Below are 16,718 nucleotides of genomic sequence, written 5' to 3'. Positions count from 1 at the left end.
GACAAACCCGACACCCAGTTTTTTCGCCATACCGAGGTTGGCAAAACGTCCTTGCACGGCCGAAATCATTGCGCGTAGTCCCCTGCCATAGTCTGTGCACGAAGATTCGCAACGGCCACGAACCAGCACAAGTCTCTGGCGTCGGAATAATGGCAAAAAGCTACGCTCGCGTCGTTTTCAGAACACTCGAGGTCGATCCGCACAGGTACTGCGAAAAAACTGCCGAGCCCGAGGGTCGCAGGCGTAGGCGACGTTGATCCGGTGCCACTCGCTGGCCTCACCGCTGGGGCTGAAGGCGTTCGGCGCAGACAACACCACATCATTACGCTGCGCGTGTCGGCGCAGACGCACATGATCGGTCATGGAAGAACGCGCCCAGATGAACAACCCGCCGGTCGGCTTGCCGAAAACCTCCCAGTCAGCGTCTTCGAGCGCTTGCAACGCCGCTGCGCGATCGGTATTCAAACGCTGGCACTGGCGCTGCACCAGTTTGCGATAAGCGCCGCTACCCAAAAGGCTGGCCAGCACCGCCTCGCTGAACCCGCAAGCGCCCAGGCAACTGATCATCTTGACCTGCGCCAGCCGGGCGATCAGCTCGGCGTCAGCCAGAATGAAACCGACCCGCAGCGAACTGCTCAGGGTTTTCGAAAAACTGCCCACATAAATAACCTGTTCATCCAGCGCCGCCAGTCGCGTGCCGTTACCACTGTGCAGATCGGCGTAGACATCATCTTCAATCACGCGCACGCCGTGCAGCCTGCACAGCTGCAGGATCTGCTGCGCCACAGTCGCCGTCAGGCTGGTGCCGGTCGGGTTGTGATGATGACTGTTGATGAACATCGCGACCGGCTGAAACTCCCGCAGCAGCGCCTCGAGTGCGACGACATCGGGCCCCAGCGGGGTGCGGCGCACCTCAAGCATGTGCACGCCATGCAAGCGCAGCAGGTTGAACAATGGCGCATAACCCGGGGTTTCAACCACCACGCAATCCCCGGCCCGCAACAGCGTCCGCACGATCAGATCAAGCGCGTGGCTGGCCCCCGCCGTGGTCAGTAGCTGGCTTTCATGGGCTTCGATGCTGAGGGTTTTAAGGCGTTTGACGATCTGCTCTCGCAGAGTGAAAAGGCCCAATGCCGAGCTGTAGCCGAACAGACTGGCCATGTCGGTGCGAGCGACCTGCCTGATCGCGTAGCTCAGGTCGTCAGACTCTCGCCAGCCCTGAGGCAAACCCCCGCTCCCCAGCTTCAAGCCCCCCACTGTTGCACACATCCCTGCGCAGCCGACCTCGCCGGCCGTTCTGCTCAGTGTTTTGGGTGACGCCGCCACCATAAATCCCGCGCCCTGACGGGAGGCCAGAATGCCTTGGGCAACCAGCCGTTCGCAGGCCTCGGTCACACAGGACTGACTGAGCAGATTGCCCCGGGCAATTTGTCGAACCGAGGGCAGACGCGTGGCGGGTGGCACGCCACTTCGCATGATCCAGTCAGTGAGTCCGTCAACAATCTGCTGCACTACCGGCACCAATGCCTGGCGGTCAATTCTCAATTCCATGAGCTCGTAAACTCCTGTCCGTTTTGCTGGCGGCAGTAAATCACAGCCGCGCCGCACAGGCTGTGCGACAACGCCGTCAAAAGCGACCGTTCTAACGCCTTGATACACATTGTTTAGCGGATACACAGAGCAGGACGCCGGCATAAAAAAACCCGCACCAGGGCGGGTTGGTTTTCAGGCACTGTTTCAGAACGCGGTGACGCCACCGTCCACGGCCAGCGAGTGCCCTGTGGTGAAGGCGGCGCCGTCGCTGCACAGGTACAGCACGGCGCTGGCGATCTCCTCGACTTTGCCGATACGGCCGACCGGGTGCATGGCATTGGCGAACTCGCCCTTCTTCGGATCAGCCTCATAGGCACGACGAAACATGTCGGTGTCGATCACCGCCGGGCACACCGCATTGACGCGGATTTTCTTCTTCGCGTATTCAATGGCTGCCGATTTGGTCAGGCCGATCACCGCGTGTTTCGACGCTGCATAGATGCTCATTTTCGGCGCTGCGCCAAGTCCGGCCACCGAGGCGGTGTTGACGATCGCCCCGCCGCCCTGCGCCAGCAGCAATGGCAACTGATACTTCATGCACAGCCAGACGCCTTTGACGTTGACGCCCATGATCGCGTCGAACTCGTCCATCGAGCCTTCCGCCAGTTTGCCTTTCTCGATTTCGATGCCGGCATTGTTGAAGGCGTAGTCGAGACGGCCGTAGGTATTGATCACCTCGTCCATCAGATTTTTCACTTCGCTTTCGACGGTCACGTTGCAACGCACGAAGGTCGCTTCGCCGCCGGCTGTACGAATCAGCGCCACGGTGCCCTCGCCCCCCGCGGTATCCAGATCGGCCACCACCACTTTCAAGCCTTCGGCGGCGAATGCCTGGGCGGTCGCACGGCCGATGCCGTTGGCCGCGCCTGTGACTACGGCAACCTGACCGGAAAACGTCATGCTCATTGTTATGTCCTCGAACGCAAAGATGCAGGGGGATGCTTGTCGTTGCAGCATAGCGACAGCGGGTTATCAGACGTCAGCACTATCCAGTGGCTGTTTAAGTGCTCATGCGTCGCAGTGATAAACCTGTGCGGGTGACTATCACTGCACTGGATCGACTAGCATTCGCCGCATCAGCCAACCTTGCGACGTTGCCGTCGAAGGTCTATCAACAAAGCTTCATTCAACTCGAGTGCCTGTCATGACTTCCCAGACCAATCGCCAGTTCCTGCTCGCCAAACGCCCGGTGGGTGCGGCCACCCGCGAGACTTTTACCTATCAGGAAGTACCGGTCGGCGAGCCGGCGGCGGGACAGATTCTGGTCAAGAACGAATACCTGTCCCTCGACCCGGCCATGCGTGGCTGGATGAACGAGGGCAAGTCCTACATCCCGCCGGTCGGTCTCGGTGAGGTGATGCGCGCACTGGGCGTAGGCAAAGTCATCGCCTCGAACAATCCAGGGTTTGCTGTCGGGGACTACGTCAACGGTGCCATTGGCGTGCAGGATTATTTCCTCGGCGAGCCCAGAGGTTTCTACAAAGTCGATCCGAAACTGGCGCCGCTGCCGGTGTATCTGTCCGCACTGGGCATGACCGGCATGACCGCGTATTTCGCCCTGCTGGATGTCGGCGCACCGAAGGCTGGCGACACCGTGGTGCTGTCCGGGGCGGCGGGTGCGGTGGGCAGCATTGCCGGGCAGATCGCCAAGATCAAAGGTTGCCGTGTGGTCGGCATTGCCGGCGGCGCCGACAAGTGCAAGTTCCTGGTTGATGAACTGGGTTTCGACGGCGCCATTGATTACAAAAACGAAGACGTGATCGCCGGCCTCAAGCGCGAATGCCCGAAAGGCGTGGACGTGTATTTCGATAACGTTGGCGGTGACATTCTCGACGCAGTACTCAGCCGTTTGAATCTGAAAGCACGCGTTGTGATCTGCGGTGGGATCAGTCAGTACAACAATAAAGAGGCGGTCAAAGGCCCGGCCAATTACTTGTCGCTGCTGGTCAACCGTGCGCGCATGGAAGGTTTTGTGGTGATGGATTACGCGGCGCAATACGCCAGCGCGGCGCAGGAAATGGCCGGCTGGATGGCCAAGGGGCAGCTCAAGAGCAAGGAAGACATCGTCGAAGGCCTGGAGACGTTCCCGGAGACGCTGATGAAGTTGTTCAGCGGTGAGAACTTTGGCAAGTTGGTGTTGAAGGTTTAACGTCGAAGATCAAAAGATCGCAGCGTGCCGCAGCGCCTACAGGGGTTTACATAACCTGTAGGAGCTGCCGAAGGCTGCGATCTTTTAACGTTTTCGACCACAAGACAGGCAAGATCAAAAGATCGCAGCGTGCCGCAGCTCCTACGGGATCAGGCGATTTCGGCTACAACTGCTGCCAGCGCCTTGGCCGGGTCAGCCGCCTGGCTGATCGGACGACCAATCACCAGATAATCGGAACCGGCATCCAGCGCCTGACGCGGGGTCAGAATGCGGCGCTGATCGTCCTGCGCGCTGCCCGCCGGGCGAATCCCCGGGGTCACCAGTTGCAGCGACGGGTGCGCGGTTTTCAGCGCCGTCGCTTCCAGCGCCGAGCACACCAGACCGTCCATGCCAGCCTTCTCGGCCAACGCGGCCAGACGCAACACTTGCTCTTGCGGCTCGATGTCCAGGCCGATACCGGCCAGGTCTTCACGTTCCATCGAGGTCAGCACAGTCACGCCGATCAGCAATGGCTGCGGGCCGCTGCGCTTGTCCAGCTCTTCACGGCAGGCGGCCATCATGCGCATACCGCCGGAGCAATGCACGTTGACCATCCACACGCCCATCTCGGCGGCGGCTTTCACGGCCATCGCGGTGGTGTTGGGAATGTCGTGGAATTTCAGATCGAGGAATACTTCAAAACCCTTGTCACGCAGGGTGCCGACGATTTCCGCGGCGCAACTGGTGAACAGTTCCTTGCCCACTTTGACCCGGCACAGTTTCGGGTCCAACTGGTCGGCCAGCTTCAGTGCGGCGTCACGGGTGGGGAAATCCAGGGCGACGATGATAGGAGTCTGGCAGGCGGACATGAATGGGCTCTCAGGCAGGTCGAAATCGGCGCGCATTGTAGCGGAACCGGCGGCGGCGCGGCACCCGATGATCGGTAAATCGTCGCGCCGACCGTGATCAGCATAGCGCTCGCTGCTATTGTGTCGACTCCGATACACAACCGACACGCCAGCAACAAGCGCCCGCGCTAGCCTCGCCAGCCGCAACACGCCCTTACATCAGCACTTCCCGCCTCACGGCCGGACGCCTATGCTGAAACCACAACCTCGCAGCCCATCTTTGTGGTTGGCGGCCTACCTGGCAGACGAACAGCCTCATGCACAACACCCAAACGACCGCGACTGATGAGCCTAAAGACGACAAGCGCTGGAGCATTCGCGCATTGATCGTCGACGACGATGTGCCGATCCGCGAGCTGATGATCGACTACCTCGCCCGTTTCAACATTCACGCCAGCGGCGTCACTGACGGTGCAGCGATGCGCATGGCGATGCAGGCCGAACATTTCGACGTCGTCGTGCTCGACTTGATGCTGCCGGGTGAAGACGGTTTGTCGCTGTGCCGCTGGTTGCGCGCCGAATCGGACATCCCGATCCTGATGCTCACCGCACGTTGCGAGCCGACCGACCGCATCATCGGCCTGGAACTGGGCGCCGATGACTACATGGCCAAGCCATTCGAACCGCGCGAATTGGTCGCGCGCATTCAAACCATTCTGCGCCGGGTACGCGATGACCGTACCGAGCAACGCGCCAATATTCGCTTCGACAATTGGCGCCTGAACAGTGTCTTGCGTCAGTTGATCGCCGACGACGGCCTCGTGGTGCCGCTGTCCAACGCCGAATTCCGTTTGCTGTGGGTTTTCATCGAACGCCCGCGCCGGGTGCTCAGCCGCGAACAATTGCTTGATGCCGCCCGTGGTCGCTCGATTGAAGCGTTCGACCGCAGCATCGACCTGCTGGTGTCGCGCTTGCGGCAGAAACTCGGTGACGATCCAAAAGCTCCACAGTTGATCAAAACCGTGCGCGGTGAGGGTTATCTGTTCGACGCCAGGGATATCGGCTGATGCGGGCGCGCTTCGACACGCTGTTCGGTCGCCTGTTTGGCGTGCTGTTCGTGGCGATTGTCCTGGCGCACCTGTTGGCTTTTGCCTGGTTCCACCATTACGGACCGCCGCCCCCTCCGCCGCCGCCTGAATTCTCCCAAGCGTTTGACGGCCAGCGGCCCGCGCAAAGTCCACGCTTCGAAATCCGTCCGCCGCGCCCCTGGTTTGGCGGGCCGGTAGTACCACTGACCTTTCAATTCATTACTTTGATGATCGCTGCCTGGTACGGCGCGAAACTGCTCAGTCGGCCGATCCAGCGTTTGAGTGACGCCGCTGAACGCCTCAGCGAAGACCTCGACAGCCCACCGCTGGACGAGTCCGGCCCCCGTGAGGCGCGGCAGGCGGCGCACACCTTCAACCTGATGCAACAACGCATTCTCGAGCAGGTTCAACAACGCGCGCGCATGCTCGGTGCCGTCTCCCACGACCTGCGCACACCGTTGTCGCGCCTGAAACTGCGCCTGGAAAACATCAGTGACGACAAGCTGCAAAGCCAGATGCGCCAAGACCTCAACGACATGATCGGCATGCTTGACGCCACCCTCACCTACCTGCACGAACAGCGCACCAGTGAAGCCTTGCAGTTGATGGATGTGCAGGCGCTGGTCGAATCGTTGTGCGAAAACGCTCAGGATCAGGGCGCTGACGTTGAGGTCAACGGCCATTGCGCACCCTTGCCGGTGCAACCGATGGCGCTGCGCTCGTGCCTCAACAACCTGTTGGACAATGCCCTGCGCTATGCCGGCCAGTCACGCATCGAACTGCACGATCAACGTGAACAGTTGCTGATCCGCGTGATCGATCACGGCCCGGGAATTGCCGAGGACAAGCGTGAAGCGGTGTTTGAACCGTTTTATCGCCTGGAAGGTTCGCGAAATCGCAATTCTGGCGGTGTCGGTCTGGGCATGACCATCGCCCGCGAGGCCGCGCAGCGTTTGGGTGGACAACTCAATCTGGAAGAAACCCCCGGCGGCGGCCTCACCGCGATCATTCGCCTGCCGCGCCCCTGAAAACACCACTCCCCCTGTAGGAGTGAGCCTGCTCGCGATAGCGATTTATCTGTGAGAGTTGCTTTGAATGACACACCGCTATCGCGAGCAGGCTCACTCCTACAGGGTTCGTGGTGTGCTTTCAGTCTGTGTACCCCTCGGTACAAACCTCACATACCCCTGACAACTTAATCCCTGAGGCTGCATAAGCCGGTACACCCACCGGTTTTCCATTCCAGGGAGTGAGTCCGATGATCGGTAGCGTCAGCAACTACACGAGCTATACCAGCACCAGCAGCACGACCACGCAAAATGCACGCAGCCAGCAACTGCAAAAAGAACTGTTCGCCAAACTCGACAGCAACGGCGACGGCGCGGTGGATCAGGACGAACTGAACAGCGCCCTGTCGCAAAAGTCCGACGACGGCCTGCTGGTCAGCCTGAGCAAGCAATTCGGTGATCTGGACAGTGACGGCAGCGGCGGCCTCAGCGCCGAAGAAATGACCGCCATGGCGCCACCACCGCCACCGTCCGGCAATCAACCGCCGAACACCGACCTCGCCGACGCCCTGATCAGCGCCCTCGACCTCGATGGCGACGGCGCCATCAGCAGCGACGAACTCAGCAGCGGCCTGACCAGCGCCGGCAGCACCGCCGACAGCAGCAAAATCTTCTCGGCTCTGGACAAGAACGAAGACGGCGTCGTCAGCCAGGACGAACTCACCGCCAGCCTGACCCCACCGCCACCACCGCCACCGTCAATCAACAGCGACGAATTGTTCGGTCAACTCGACGCCGATGGCGACGGCAGCGTGAGCGCGACCGAACTGAGCAGCGCACTGCAAGCCAGCGACAGCACCTCATCGAGCAGCACCGACACCAGCGCCGCACTGCTCAAAGTCCTGGACAGCGACAGCAGCGGTGGTGTGAGCAGCGACGAGTTGAAAGCGGCATTGCAAGCGGGACGCGAACGTCCAGATGACCAACAGACAGCCTCGACCCAAAGCACCACCGAAGCGCTGAATCGCATGATTGCCAACCTGAGCAAACAGTATTCGCTGGAGCAAACGGCGTCGGTGGGCAAGTATTTGAACGTCGCGACGTGAGCTGACCGGGTGAACGGTGATCGTTTCCAGGCTGGGTCTGGAAACGATCATTTATGTGCCTTGCAGAGGATATTGGCGGGCTGCAATGCCCCATCGCGAGCAGGCTCACTCCTACAGTTTGAATAGTGTGCATTCAGAGGGAAATGGGTTGACTGGCAGGCCATCATCGCTGGCAAGCCAGCTCCCACAATTTGATTCGGGTGCATTCAGAGGGAAATGGGTTGACTGGCAAGCCGTCATCGCTGGCAAGCCAGCTCCCACAATTTGAATCGGGTACGTTCAGAGGTAAATCGGACGGCGGTCAGGCCGTCATCGCGAGCAGGCTCACTCCTACAGAAATCAAAAGCCGACCGCGTGCTTCTAACCACTCAACACAATGAGCGTTAGCTCGAGTGCAGCTCTTGATCTGAAGGCCCGTCGGCAGGCTGAGTGGAGGGATTGATCCGGGGGTGGGAGCGCAGCGACCGTTCGACGAAGTCGAACACATCGAGAGGAGGTGCAGCGCAGCAAACCGGAGGCGATGCCCCCGGATCGATCCCGGAGCGAAGGAACCCCGAGCCCCAGCGAGCGGGCCGAACGTCAGGGCACAGACCTTTTGGTTACTTTTGGGGCGTTTGCCAAAAGTGACCCGCCGTAAGGGCGGAACCCTAAGCAGCCGTTACCGCAGCAACGGATCCACCCCAAAAAATCAACGCCGCTCCTCAACCCGCGACTGACTCTTGCTCCAATCCGTCAACAAACTGTAAGCCACCGCCAACAACGTAGGCCCGATAAACAAACCGATAAACCCAAACGCAATCAACCCGCCAAACACCCCGAGCAAGACAATCACCAACGGCAAATTCCCGCCACGGCTGATCAGATACGGCTTGAGCACGTTATCCACGCCACTGATGATGAACGTCCCCCAGATCCCGAGAAACACCGCCATCCCATACTCACCCTTCCAGGCCAGCCAAGCCGTGGCCGGCACCCACACCAACGGCGGCCCCATCGGAATCAGACTGAGCAGGAACGTCACAATCCCCAACACCAGCGCCCCCGGCACCCCGGCAATCAGAAAGCCGATCAACGCCAGAATCGCCTGCGCCGCCGCCGTACCAATCACCCCGTTGACCACCCGCTGCACCGTACCGGCCACCAGCTCGATGTAATAACCGGCACGATCACCGATCAACCGCTCCAGCAGACTGTGCACAAACGCCGCCAGTCGCGGCCCGTCACGGTAGAAAAAGAACACAAAGACAATGCTCAGCGTCAGCTCGAGAATCCCGCCCCCAATCTGCGCACTGCGCGCCAGCAACCAGTTGCCGACCTGCCCCAGATACGGCTTGATCGACACCATCAATGCCGCGCCCTGCTGATCGATGCTGTTCCAGAGGCCGACCAGCCGTTCGCCCACAAACGGCACAGTGCCCAGCCAGACCGGCGCCTCCGGCAGGCCATCAACCTGAACATCCTTGATAAACGCCGTGGCATCGCGCACATGATCGGCCAGGTTGAACCCCAGCCAGACCAGCGGCGCCGCCACCAGCAACATCCAGCCGAGGGTCAAAATCGCCGCGGCCAACGCCTCGCGCCCCTTGAGCAATCGGGTCAGCAAGCGCATCAGTGGCCAACTGGCGAACGCCAGCACCGCGCCCCAGAACAGCGCCGACCAGAACGGCGCCATCACCCAGAAGCTGGCGCCAAACAACACCAGCAGCAGGATCTGCACCAGCAGTCGATCGTTATTGAGCATGTGAGATCTCGAAAAAGTCAGTCAGGCCAAGAGTAGGCGAACACGCCACGCGTGCTCGCCCGGCACAGCTTAACGCAACAGATCGATGCGCAGGCCCACGCCATCGATGCTGCCTGTCTCCATGCGTGCCGCGCGCACGCCCTGATTGATCAGGGCCTGGCGCCACGCTTCGGCTTTCGGCCCGGACACCGTGACCCGCTGGGTGGTATCGAGGTTCAAGCCACGGGAGATCAGCCGCAGCCAGGTGTCATCCGGATCATTCACCAGTTTCGGGAAATCCAGCTCGCCGGTGCTCTTGAGCTGGCGCAGCAAGGTCGCCGAGGTGGGCAACAGCTCGCCCAACGGTGCCGCAGCCTCGAACTGCTCGACATGCAGATAGGCTTTGCGATTGCCGCGAGTGATGCTGTAGAGCGCCACCAGCGTGTTGTCGCGCGGAGCGGCCAGTCTCAACAACAGATACGCCTGTTGTTCATCGGCGCCGTACAGCTTGGAGTTGCCGAACACCTCATTGGCCCACAGGCTGCTCTCGCCGCAATCGCGGGCCTGACACCAGAACAGCAACTCGGCGTCCTGTTTTTGCAGGGCCTCGCGGGCGGCGGTGAAGGCTTCGGTGGCGGAGTGTTCGGGCGGCAATTCATAGGTCACCGACGTGGTCTGGCCACGGGCAGTGACCTGGCCGTCGAAACGTAATTGGCCGCTGATCTTGCGGATCGAGCCCAGCGGGTAGATGCGCTCGAGCTCGACGCTCGGCCGATAGTCGACAATTTGCGCATCGGCCAGGCGCGGCACGATCTGCAGATCCTGACTGCCAGGCACATCGGCGGCGAAAGAAACGGAACTGAAACAGCACAGCGCCAACAGACTGAGTGACCGCGTAGTCAGGCTCATCGGATCGGCATGACTGTGTTATTCGGGGTCGCAGCGGTATAGAAATCCATCGTGGTTGTCTCCCATTTCAACCCGCCCAGCCTCGACAGTTGCCTGCGGCAAGTCAAGGAATGGCGAAGAAGCGATTGAAACAGTCTGCGACAAGATCCGCCCCGGCCTCGTCGTTCAGGTGCAAATGGTGCCCGCCTGGCAACTGTTCCCGGCTAAAGGGTAGACGCTCCAGCAACTCCGGGTGCCTGGCCAGCATGCCGTCGGCGGCGACCACCAATTGCGCGGGGCAGCCGATGCGCGCAACGAACGCCATTGCCTGCTCCTCGGTCAGGCGCAGTGGCGACGGCAAGGTCAGGCGATTGTCGGTGCGCCACGTGTAACCGCCAGGCACCGGCATCAGTCCACGCTGAGCCAACAACTGCGCCGCTTCGCGACTGACCGCTACCAGACCTTTCATGCGCGCTTCGATCGCACGGTCGAGGGTGTTGTAAACCGGTTTGCGCTTCTCGCGCAGATCCAGTTGCGCTTGCAGGGCCATGCCCATGCGTTCGGCAGCATTTTCGCCTTTGTCCGTAGGAGGAATCACGCCGTCGATCAACGCCAGATGCGTGATGCGCTCCGGCAATGAGCCCGCCAGCACCATGGACACAATGGCGCCCATCGAATGCCCGAGCAGGCCGAAACGCTGCCAGCCCAGTTGCTCGGCGACTTGCAACACGTCATGGGCGTAATCCCACAACGCATAGCCAGCCCCCTGCGGCCGATGCCCGGAATGCCCGTGCCCGGCCATGTCCAGCGCAATAATGCGCAAGCCCTTCAGCTTCGGCGCCAACCGGGCGAAGCTGTTGGCGTTGTCGAGCCAGCCGTGCAGGGCAATGACCGGCACACCGTCCTCGGGCCCGAACAAATGCGCCGCCAGTTCGATGTGTGGCAGGCTCAGGCGCACTTCTTCAAAGGTCGGGCTCATGCGCAATCCTTGTCCTGACGGTTTTCCCAGCGGCTGAACAGGGTTTTCAGCAACCGCGCCGTGTCCTGCGGGCGCTCGAGCGGGAACATATGGCCGCCGGGCATGCTCAGCGCTTCGCCTTGCGGCATGCGCGAGACGAAACGGGTGTGATGGCGCATCACCACGCTGCTCTTGTGTCCGCGCACCACCGCCAGCGGCACCTGCAATTGGCGAGTGCGGCCCGGGCTGGTGTGCGGCACACCGCGATAGATGCTGATTTCGGTTGCTGGATCAAAACGCAGGCGCAGCTTGTCGCCGACCGGATGCAGACCGTGTTGCAAATAGGCGTCGAAGCACTCCGGGTCGAAACCGCGAAACAGGGTTTTGCCGGCAAAGTAGCTGCGCGCGCTGTCGAGATCGGCAAACTCTTCACGTCGGCCCAACGTGCGGCCGGCCGGTGTCAGCCTGTCGATAAAACCGAAACGCTTGGCCGCGCGTATCACCCACTGATCGGTACGGGTCAGCACCGGCGAATCAAGCATCACCACGCCGCGATACAGTTCAGGGCAACGCAGTGCTGCGTGCAGGTGCAGGACGCCACCAAAGGAATGACCGACGCCCCACACCGGCTGATCCTGCTGTTGCAAGTGATGGATCAGCTCATCGACCAGGTTGTACCAGTTGTCATCAGCGGGGAAGCGCGGGTCATGGGCATGCTGTTCCAGATGCGCGACCCGGTACTCGGGCGCCAGCGCCGCGAACAACTTGCCATAGGTGCCCGAGGGAAACCCGTTGGCGTGGGCGAAAAAGATCGGTTGCGACATACGGGCAAATCCATGAGCGGGAAACGTGGCGTTGATTGTCCGCAAGAGCTTGCGCCACAGCAATGACCATAACTGCCAGAAAGGGTGGTGGAGATGCTTCAGAAGCAAAAGATCGCAGCCTGACATAGGTACCCCTGCAGGAGCTGCCGAAGGCTGCGATCCTTTGATCATGAAAACCCATCACCGCGCCGGCGGCTGCTCACCCAACGGCACCACCGCCATGGTCAGCCGCGACACACAACTGGCTTTACCCTCATCGCTGGTCAACCGAATATCCCAGACATGCGTGGTGCGCCCGATATGAATAGGCTTGGCCACCGCCGTCACCCGGCCACTGCGCAAGCCGCGCAAATGGTTGGCGTTGATCTCAAGCCCCACGCAATAGAATTTGCTGGCATCGATGCACAGATAGCTGGCCATCGAGCCGACAGTTTCCGCCAGCACCACCGAGGCGCCGCCGTGCAGCAAACCGTAAGGCTGATGCGTGCGATGGTCGATGACCATGCTCGCCGTCAGCGACTCTTCGTCGAACGCTTCGAAGCGGATGTCCAGCACTTCGCCGATGGTGTTTTTCTGGATTGCGTTCAACTGCTCGATGTCGGGAGTGGTACGCCACAAGCTCATCGCAGACTTCCTTTGTTGTTTTAGTCGTCGCTCAATCCTGCCACAGCACCGCCTCACTGCGCTCGCTCCATTCTTCGAAGCGGGCACCGTAAGTGGCTTCGATGACATTGCGCTTGAGCTTCAGGGTCGGGGTCAGAAAGCCGTTTTCCACCGCCCAGCTGTCCTTGACCACCACCAGACGCCTCAGTTGCTCATGCTTGTCGAGCACGGCGTTGACCTCTTCCAGCAGTTTCTCCAGGCTCGAATGCAGGCTCGCCCGGGCCTCCTGATGATTGACCGTCGAGAGCACGCACAAACCCAATGGCGCACTCAGCCCCTCGCCGACGACACACACCTGTTCGATGCGTGAATGCACGGCCAGGCGATTTTCGATCGGCGCTGGCGCGACGTATTTGCCCTTGCTGGTCTTGAAGATTTCCTTGAGTCGCCCGGTCAGGCGCAAACGCCCTTCGCCATCCTGCTCACCCTTGTCGCCAGTGCGCAGAAAGCCATCCTCGGTAATCGTCTCAGCGGTTTTCTGCTGCTCCTTGAAGTAGCCGAGCATGATCGCCTGACTGCGTATCTGCACCTCGCCGGAGGCGTCGATTCGCACCTCGACATCCGGACACGGCCTGCCGATCCAGCCTTGGCGGTATTGCCCCGGCAGGCAAATGTGCGAATAACCGCAACTTTCGGTCAAGCCATAGACCTCCAGCACATCAAGGCCGAGTTTCTGGTACCAGTCGAGCAGCGTCTGCGGCACCGCCGCCGCGCCGGACAACGCCACGCGCAAGGCATCGAGCCCCAGCCCCGCAAGCACTTTGTGCCCGACGCGCTGGCCAATGAACGGCAGTCCGAGGAGCCAATCCAGGCGTTTCGCCGGGATCTTGCTGTACACGCCCATCTGGAATTTGGTCCAGATGCGCGGCACGCCAAACAGCGCGGTCGGCCGTGCACGCTGCAGGTCAGTGATAAACGTGTCGAGGCTTTCGGCAAAGAACACGGTCTGCCCGGTGTAGATCGAGGCCAGCTCGACAAACATGCGCTCGGCGACGTGGCACAGCGGCAAATACGAAAGCAGCCGGTCATTTTCATTAAGGCCGAACAATCGCGTGCCACGGCTCGCGGCAAACCCGAAATTACCGAAACTGTGCATCACGCCCTTGGGCAGGCCGGTGGTGCCAGAGGTGTAGATGATGGTTGCCAATTGCTCGGCGGGTGGACGCGGATCGTCCTGAATCGGCGAACTGCGCTGCAAGTCTGTCCAGTTGAAATCGAACGCGCCGGGCGGGTGCAGCGGCAGGCTGATGGTCGGCAGATCCGCCGGCACGCCTTGCGACATGCTCGGCCAGTCATCCAATTTGCCAATGAACGCAAGAACGCTTTCCGAGTGATTGAGCACTTGCGCGACGGAGTCAGCGGTAAGGTTGGGATACAACGGAACGGAGACGTGCCCGGCCATCCAGATGGCCAGATCGGCGATGATCCAGTGCGCGCAGTTTTTCGAGATCAGGGCGATGTGGCTGCCTTGCGGCAACTCGCGGGCGCGCAGCCAGTGCGCAGCACAGCGGGCCTGGTGACCGACGTCGGCCCAACTCAGTGTTTCGACCTGTCCGCCGCCCGTGGGCTGCACGAGGAAGCGCTGGCGCGGATGCCGGGCTTCACGTTCATAAAACACGTCCAACGGCAAACGGAAGGCGGCAGACATGCGACTCGCTCCTGTTTTTAGGTCTGGAGCAAGCGTAGTCAACCAAGCAAGTGCTTGGTTGGAAAATTCACACAAATAATTTCAGGTGTACGCGGCACCTGTAGGAGTGAGCCTGCTCGCGATTGCGGATTATCAGGCGGTATTTATGTCGACTGACACGGCCTCATCGCGAGCAGGCTCACTCCTACAGGGGGCGGTGTTCACAACTTCAGGGGTGTTTGAGGCTGTTAAGGGTCATCGAGCCAATCAACAGTTCAGGACTTTCCAGCTCGGCCAGCCCCGCGGTGCTGACTTTCTCCGGCGGATACCCGGCGCCATGCTGCAGATAACTGAGCAGATTGCCCACCAACGGGTTATGGCTGACCAGCAGCACATTGCTCACCGAGACCAGTTGATCGGTGACCTTGTCCGGATCGACCTCCGGGGTCAGCCATTCGACCGTGCGAATCTCCGGTTCGAAACCCAGCGCCTCGCGAACAATCTGCGCGGTCTGCTGCGCACGCAGATAAGGGCTGGCGTAAATCGCCGTCAGCGGCTGGCCGATCAAGCGTGCGGCGCTGCTCAAGGCTTCTTTGCGACCGTGCTCGGTCAGCTCCCGTTCGGAGTCGGGGCACGAGCCATAAGGCACGGCCTCACCGTGACGCAATACCCAGAGTTTCATAGCTTGGGTTCCTCATCTCGGACCGGATGCGGTGCAGGGGCGACGGCGTGCGGCGCTTCACCTTCCGGGGTACGCGGCGTTGGCCAGTCGGAGAACGGCCACGGTTTCTGGTCGCTGTGGAAACTGCCGAAACGGCCGATCTGCGCCAGGAACTGGCTCAGGCTGTCGCCGAAATTCATCAGGCTGGCGCTCGGCGCGCCATAGATCAAACGATAGATCAGTTGCACCAGCACCACCGCGCCGAGGATGAACTGCGCCACTTGCCAGACCAGCACGTAGACGATCATCCACAGCACCCGCAGGAGGATGGATTCGTACTTGGCTTCGGTTTTCGGATCGTTCATGGCTTGCTCCGTGCTGGGGTCTCAGTTGAAACCACTGGTGGAAATAAAGTCGACGTCGGTTTTCGGCTCGGCTCGCATCAGTAGACCGATCACCTGCTCCAGCGTGCGTCCCTCAAAGAGGATCGCGTGCAGCCCGGCGACCAGCGGCATGTACACACCGACTTCCTGCGATTTGGCCTTGAGCACCTTCAAGGTGTTGACCCCTTCGGCGACTTCACCGAGGCGCGACACCGCTTCGTCCAGACTCAAGCCCTGACCGAGGGCGAAACCGACCTGATAGTTGCGACTCTTCGGCGACGAGCAGGTGACGATCAAATCGCCGACGCCGGCCAGACCGAGGAAGGTCATTGGGTTGGCGCCCTGATTCACCGCAAACCGGGTCATCTCGGCTAGGGCGCGAGTGATCAGCATGCTTTTGGTGTTCTCGCCCATCTCCAGCGCCACCGCCATGCCGGCGATGATTGCGTAGACGTTCTTTAACGCCCCGCCCAGCTCGACGCCGAAGCGGTCGGCGCTCGCATAAACGCGGAAGGTGCGGCCGTGTAGCGCGGCTTGCACTGCTTTGCACAGATCTTCGTCTTCACTGGCGACCACTGTGGCGGTCAGCGCGTGTTCGGCGATCTCGCGTGCAAGGTTCGGCCCGGACAGCACGCCGATGCGTGCCTGCGGGGCAATTTCTTTGAGAATCTGGCTCATCAGTTTGAAAGTCTGGGCTTCGATGCCTTTGGTCAGGCTGACCAGCATTTTGCCGCTCAGACGCTCGGCGTGGGCAGCCAGCACCGTGCGCAGCGCGCTGGACGGCAGCGCGACAAAGCACAGATCGCAGGCGTCAAGCGTGGTTTGCAGGTCGGTGACTGCGGTCACACCTGGGAGAATCTTGATGCCTTTAAGGTAACGCGGGTTTTCGCGATTGACCCGGATGGCCTCGGCCTGCTCGGGGTCACGCATCCACTGCAGGACTTGATGGCCGTTCTCGGCCAGTAAATTGGCCACGGCGGTACCAAAACTTCCGCCTCCCAGGACCGCAATCGGGCGCTGTTCAGTCATATGCAATCCGTTAATCCATACCAGTGGCGATGCCGGCATTATACGGGGCGACCCGATGGCGGCCAGCCCCTGCGTCAATTACCGGCACTTGTAGGAAGAAGACCAATAAAACCTAGGAAAATGCCTGCAACGTGACTGGAAAAGTCGCTGCCCTCGGTTAACATGCGCGCCAATTCTTTGCTTTCAAGGCTGTGT

16 protein-coding genes are annotated in these 16,718 nt (G+C 60.8%); 4 read left to right on the top strand and 12 right to left on the bottom strand.

What is annotated here, in order from left to right:
* Positions 1-177: 177 nt before the first annotated feature.
* Both ACZZ0B_RS04690 and ACZZ0B_RS04685 read right to left on the bottom strand, forming a co-directional pair.
* On the bottom strand, positions 178-1,551 hold the full coding sequence (locus ACZZ0B_RS04690) for an aminotransferase-like domain-containing protein (RefSeq protein WP_440097202.1): 1,374 nt from the start codon (positions 1,549-1,551) through the stop codon (positions 178-180).
* A gap of 186 nt (positions 1,552-1,737) precedes the next feature.
* The gene (locus ACZZ0B_RS04685) at positions 1,738-2,499 is read right to left on the bottom strand and encodes an SDR family oxidoreductase (RefSeq protein WP_285420994.1); all 762 of its coding nucleotides are present in this window, start codon (positions 2,497-2,499) and stop codon (positions 1,738-1,740) included.
* 238 nt (positions 2,500-2,737) lie between these two features.
* Here ACZZ0B_RS04685 and ACZZ0B_RS04680 point away from each other — a divergent pair, with 238 nt between their 5' ends.
* Complete coding sequence (locus tag ACZZ0B_RS04680) at positions 2,738-3,742, top strand: NADP-dependent oxidoreductase (RefSeq protein WP_463544476.1); 1,005 nt, start codon at positions 2,738-2,740, stop codon at positions 3,740-3,742.
* Positions 3,743-3,891: 149 nt separating this feature from the next.
* On the opposite strand, the gene pyrF is transcribed toward ACZZ0B_RS04680, so the two are convergent.
* The gene (gene pyrF, locus ACZZ0B_RS04675) at positions 3,892-4,590 is read right to left on the bottom strand and encodes an orotidine-5'-phosphate decarboxylase (RefSeq protein WP_283439123.1); all 699 of its coding nucleotides are present in this window, start codon (positions 4,588-4,590) and stop codon (positions 3,892-3,894) included.
* 296 nt (positions 4,591-4,886) lie between these two features.
* Here pyrF and ACZZ0B_RS04670 point away from each other — a divergent pair, with 296 nt between their 5' ends.
* The 3 genes from ACZZ0B_RS04670 to xopAW all read left to right on the top strand — a co-directional run bounded on the left by ACZZ0B_RS04670 (position 4,887) and on the right by xopAW (position 7,770).
* Entirely contained in the window at positions 4,887-5,636 is a 750-nt protein-coding gene (locus tag ACZZ0B_RS04670) for a response regulator (RefSeq protein WP_463544475.1), read from the top strand.
* Entirely contained in the window at positions 5,636-6,685 is a 1,050-nt protein-coding gene (locus ACZZ0B_RS04665; protein WP_463544474.1) for an ATP-binding protein, read from the top strand. The genes ACZZ0B_RS04670 and ACZZ0B_RS04665 overlap by 1 nt, the downstream gene beginning before the upstream one ends.
* 230 nt (positions 6,686-6,915) lie before the next feature.
* Positions 6,916-7,770 (top strand): XopAW family type III secretion system calcium-binding effector, encoded by an 855-nt coding sequence (gene xopAW, locus ACZZ0B_RS04660; RefSeq protein ID WP_463544473.1) that lies wholly within the window; start codon positions 6,916-6,918, stop codon positions 7,768-7,770.
* 688 nt (positions 7,771-8,458) lie between these two features.
* Here xopAW and ACZZ0B_RS04655 read toward each other — a convergent pair.
* The 9 genes from ACZZ0B_RS04655 to ACZZ0B_RS04615 all read right to left on the bottom strand — a co-directional run bounded on the left by ACZZ0B_RS04655 (position 8,459) and on the right by ACZZ0B_RS04615 (position 16,523).
* On the bottom strand, positions 8,459-9,511 hold the full coding sequence (locus ACZZ0B_RS04655) for an AI-2E family transporter (RefSeq protein WP_008087822.1): 1,053 nt from the start codon (positions 9,509-9,511) through the stop codon (positions 8,459-8,461).
* A gap of 69 nt (positions 9,512-9,580) precedes the next feature.
* Positions 9,581-10,399, bottom strand: coding sequence for a DUF4892 domain-containing protein (locus ACZZ0B_RS04650; RefSeq protein WP_463544472.1), 819 nt, complete (start codon positions 10,397-10,399; stop codon positions 9,581-9,583).
* Between the two features lie 103 nt (positions 10,400-10,502).
* Complete coding sequence (locus tag ACZZ0B_RS04645; protein WP_463544471.1) at positions 10,503-11,357, bottom strand: alpha/beta hydrolase; 855 nt, start codon at positions 11,355-11,357, stop codon at positions 10,503-10,505.
* The gene (locus tag ACZZ0B_RS04640) at positions 11,354-12,160 is read right to left on the bottom strand and encodes an alpha/beta fold hydrolase (RefSeq protein ID WP_008087815.1); all 807 of its coding nucleotides are present in this window, start codon (positions 12,158-12,160) and stop codon (positions 11,354-11,356) included. Before ACZZ0B_RS04640 ends, ACZZ0B_RS04645 begins: the two co-directional genes overlap by 4 nt.
* 180 nt (positions 12,161-12,340) lie before the next feature.
* Positions 12,341-12,784 (bottom strand): hotdog fold thioesterase, encoded by a 444-nt coding sequence (locus ACZZ0B_RS04635; protein WP_008087813.1) that lies wholly within the window; start codon positions 12,782-12,784, stop codon positions 12,341-12,343.
* Between the two features lie 31 nt (positions 12,785-12,815).
* A complete protein-coding gene (locus ACZZ0B_RS04630) occupies positions 12,816-14,471 on the bottom strand; it encodes an AMP-binding protein (protein ID WP_463544470.1) in 1,656 nt (551 codons plus the stop codon).
* Between the two features lie 208 nt (positions 14,472-14,679).
* Complete coding sequence (gene sixA, locus ACZZ0B_RS04625) at positions 14,680-15,132, bottom strand: phosphohistidine phosphatase SixA (protein WP_007917466.1); 453 nt, start codon at positions 15,130-15,132, stop codon at positions 14,680-14,682.
* Entirely contained in the window at positions 15,129-15,476 is a 348-nt protein-coding gene (locus ACZZ0B_RS04620; protein WP_463544469.1) for a DUF4389 domain-containing protein, read from the bottom strand. Before ACZZ0B_RS04620 ends, sixA begins: the two co-directional genes overlap by 4 nt.
* A gap of 21 nt (positions 15,477-15,497) precedes the next feature.
* Positions 15,498-16,523: an NAD(P)H-dependent glycerol-3-phosphate dehydrogenase gene (locus ACZZ0B_RS04615; protein WP_463544468.1), complete on the bottom strand. Its 1,026-nt coding sequence runs from the start codon at positions 16,521-16,523 to the stop codon at positions 15,498-15,500.
* Positions 16,524-16,718: the final 195 nt, after the last annotated feature.

Source organism: Pseudomonas sp. AC247, from assembly GCF_979258015.1.
The sequence above is the reverse complement of the archived record's forward strand: the minus strand, read 5'-3'. Positions and strand labels throughout refer to the sequence as shown.

Excerpts from the sequence above, each read along its gene's own strand:
- ACZZ0B_RS04640 (WP_008087815.1), bottom strand. The coding sequence starts at position 12,160 with ATGTCGCAACCGATCTTTTTCGCCCACGCCAACGGGTTTCCCTCGGGC.
- ACZZ0B_RS04665 (WP_463544474.1), top strand. The coding sequence starts at position 5,636 with ATGCGGGCGCGCTTCGACACGCTGTTCGGTCGCCTGTTTGGCGTGCTG.
- ACZZ0B_RS04655 (WP_008087822.1), bottom strand. The coding sequence starts at position 9,511 with ATGCTCAATAACGATCGACTGCTGGTGCAGATCCTGCTGCTGGTGTTG.
- ACZZ0B_RS04615 (WP_463544468.1), bottom strand. The coding sequence starts at position 16,523 with ATGACTGAACAGCGCCCGATTGCGGTCCTGGGAGGCGGAAGTTTTGGT.
- ACZZ0B_RS04670 (WP_463544475.1), top strand. The coding sequence starts at position 4,887 with ATGCACAACACCCAAACGACCGCGACTGATGAGCCTAAAGACGACAAG.
- ACZZ0B_RS04635 (WP_008087813.1), bottom strand. The coding sequence starts at position 12,784 with ATGAGCTTGTGGCGTACCACTCCCGACATCGAGCAGTTGAACGCAATC.
- ACZZ0B_RS04630 (WP_463544470.1), bottom strand. The coding sequence starts at position 14,471 with ATGTCTGCCGCCTTCCGTTTGCCGTTGGACGTGTTTTATGAACGTGAA.
- sixA (WP_007917466.1), bottom strand. The coding sequence starts at position 15,132 with ATGAAACTCTGGGTATTGCGTCACGGTGAGGCCGTGCCTTATGGCTCG.
- ACZZ0B_RS04620 (WP_463544469.1), bottom strand. The coding sequence starts at position 15,476 with ATGAACGATCCGAAAACCGAAGCCAAGTACGAATCCATCCTCCTGCGG.
- pyrF (WP_283439123.1), bottom strand. The coding sequence starts at position 4,590 with ATGTCCGCCTGCCAGACTCCTATCATCGTCGCCCTGGATTTCCCCACC.
- ACZZ0B_RS04690 (WP_440097202.1), bottom strand. The coding sequence starts at position 1,551 with ATGGAATTGAGAATTGACCGCCAGGCATTGGTGCCGGTAGTGCAGCAG.
- ACZZ0B_RS04680 (WP_463544476.1), top strand. The coding sequence starts at position 2,738 with ATGACTTCCCAGACCAATCGCCAGTTCCTGCTCGCCAAACGCCCGGTG.
- ACZZ0B_RS04650 (WP_463544472.1), bottom strand. The coding sequence starts at position 10,399 with ATGAGCCTGACTACGCGGTCACTCAGTCTGTTGGCGCTGTGCTGTTTC.
- ACZZ0B_RS04685 (WP_285420994.1), bottom strand. The coding sequence starts at position 2,499 with ATGAGCATGACGTTTTCCGGTCAGGTTGCCGTAGTCACAGGCGCGGCC.
- xopAW (WP_463544473.1), top strand. The coding sequence starts at position 6,916 with ATGATCGGTAGCGTCAGCAACTACACGAGCTATACCAGCACCAGCAGC.
- ACZZ0B_RS04645 (WP_463544471.1), bottom strand. The coding sequence starts at position 11,357 with ATGAGCCCGACCTTTGAAGAAGTGCGCCTGAGCCTGCCACACATCGAA.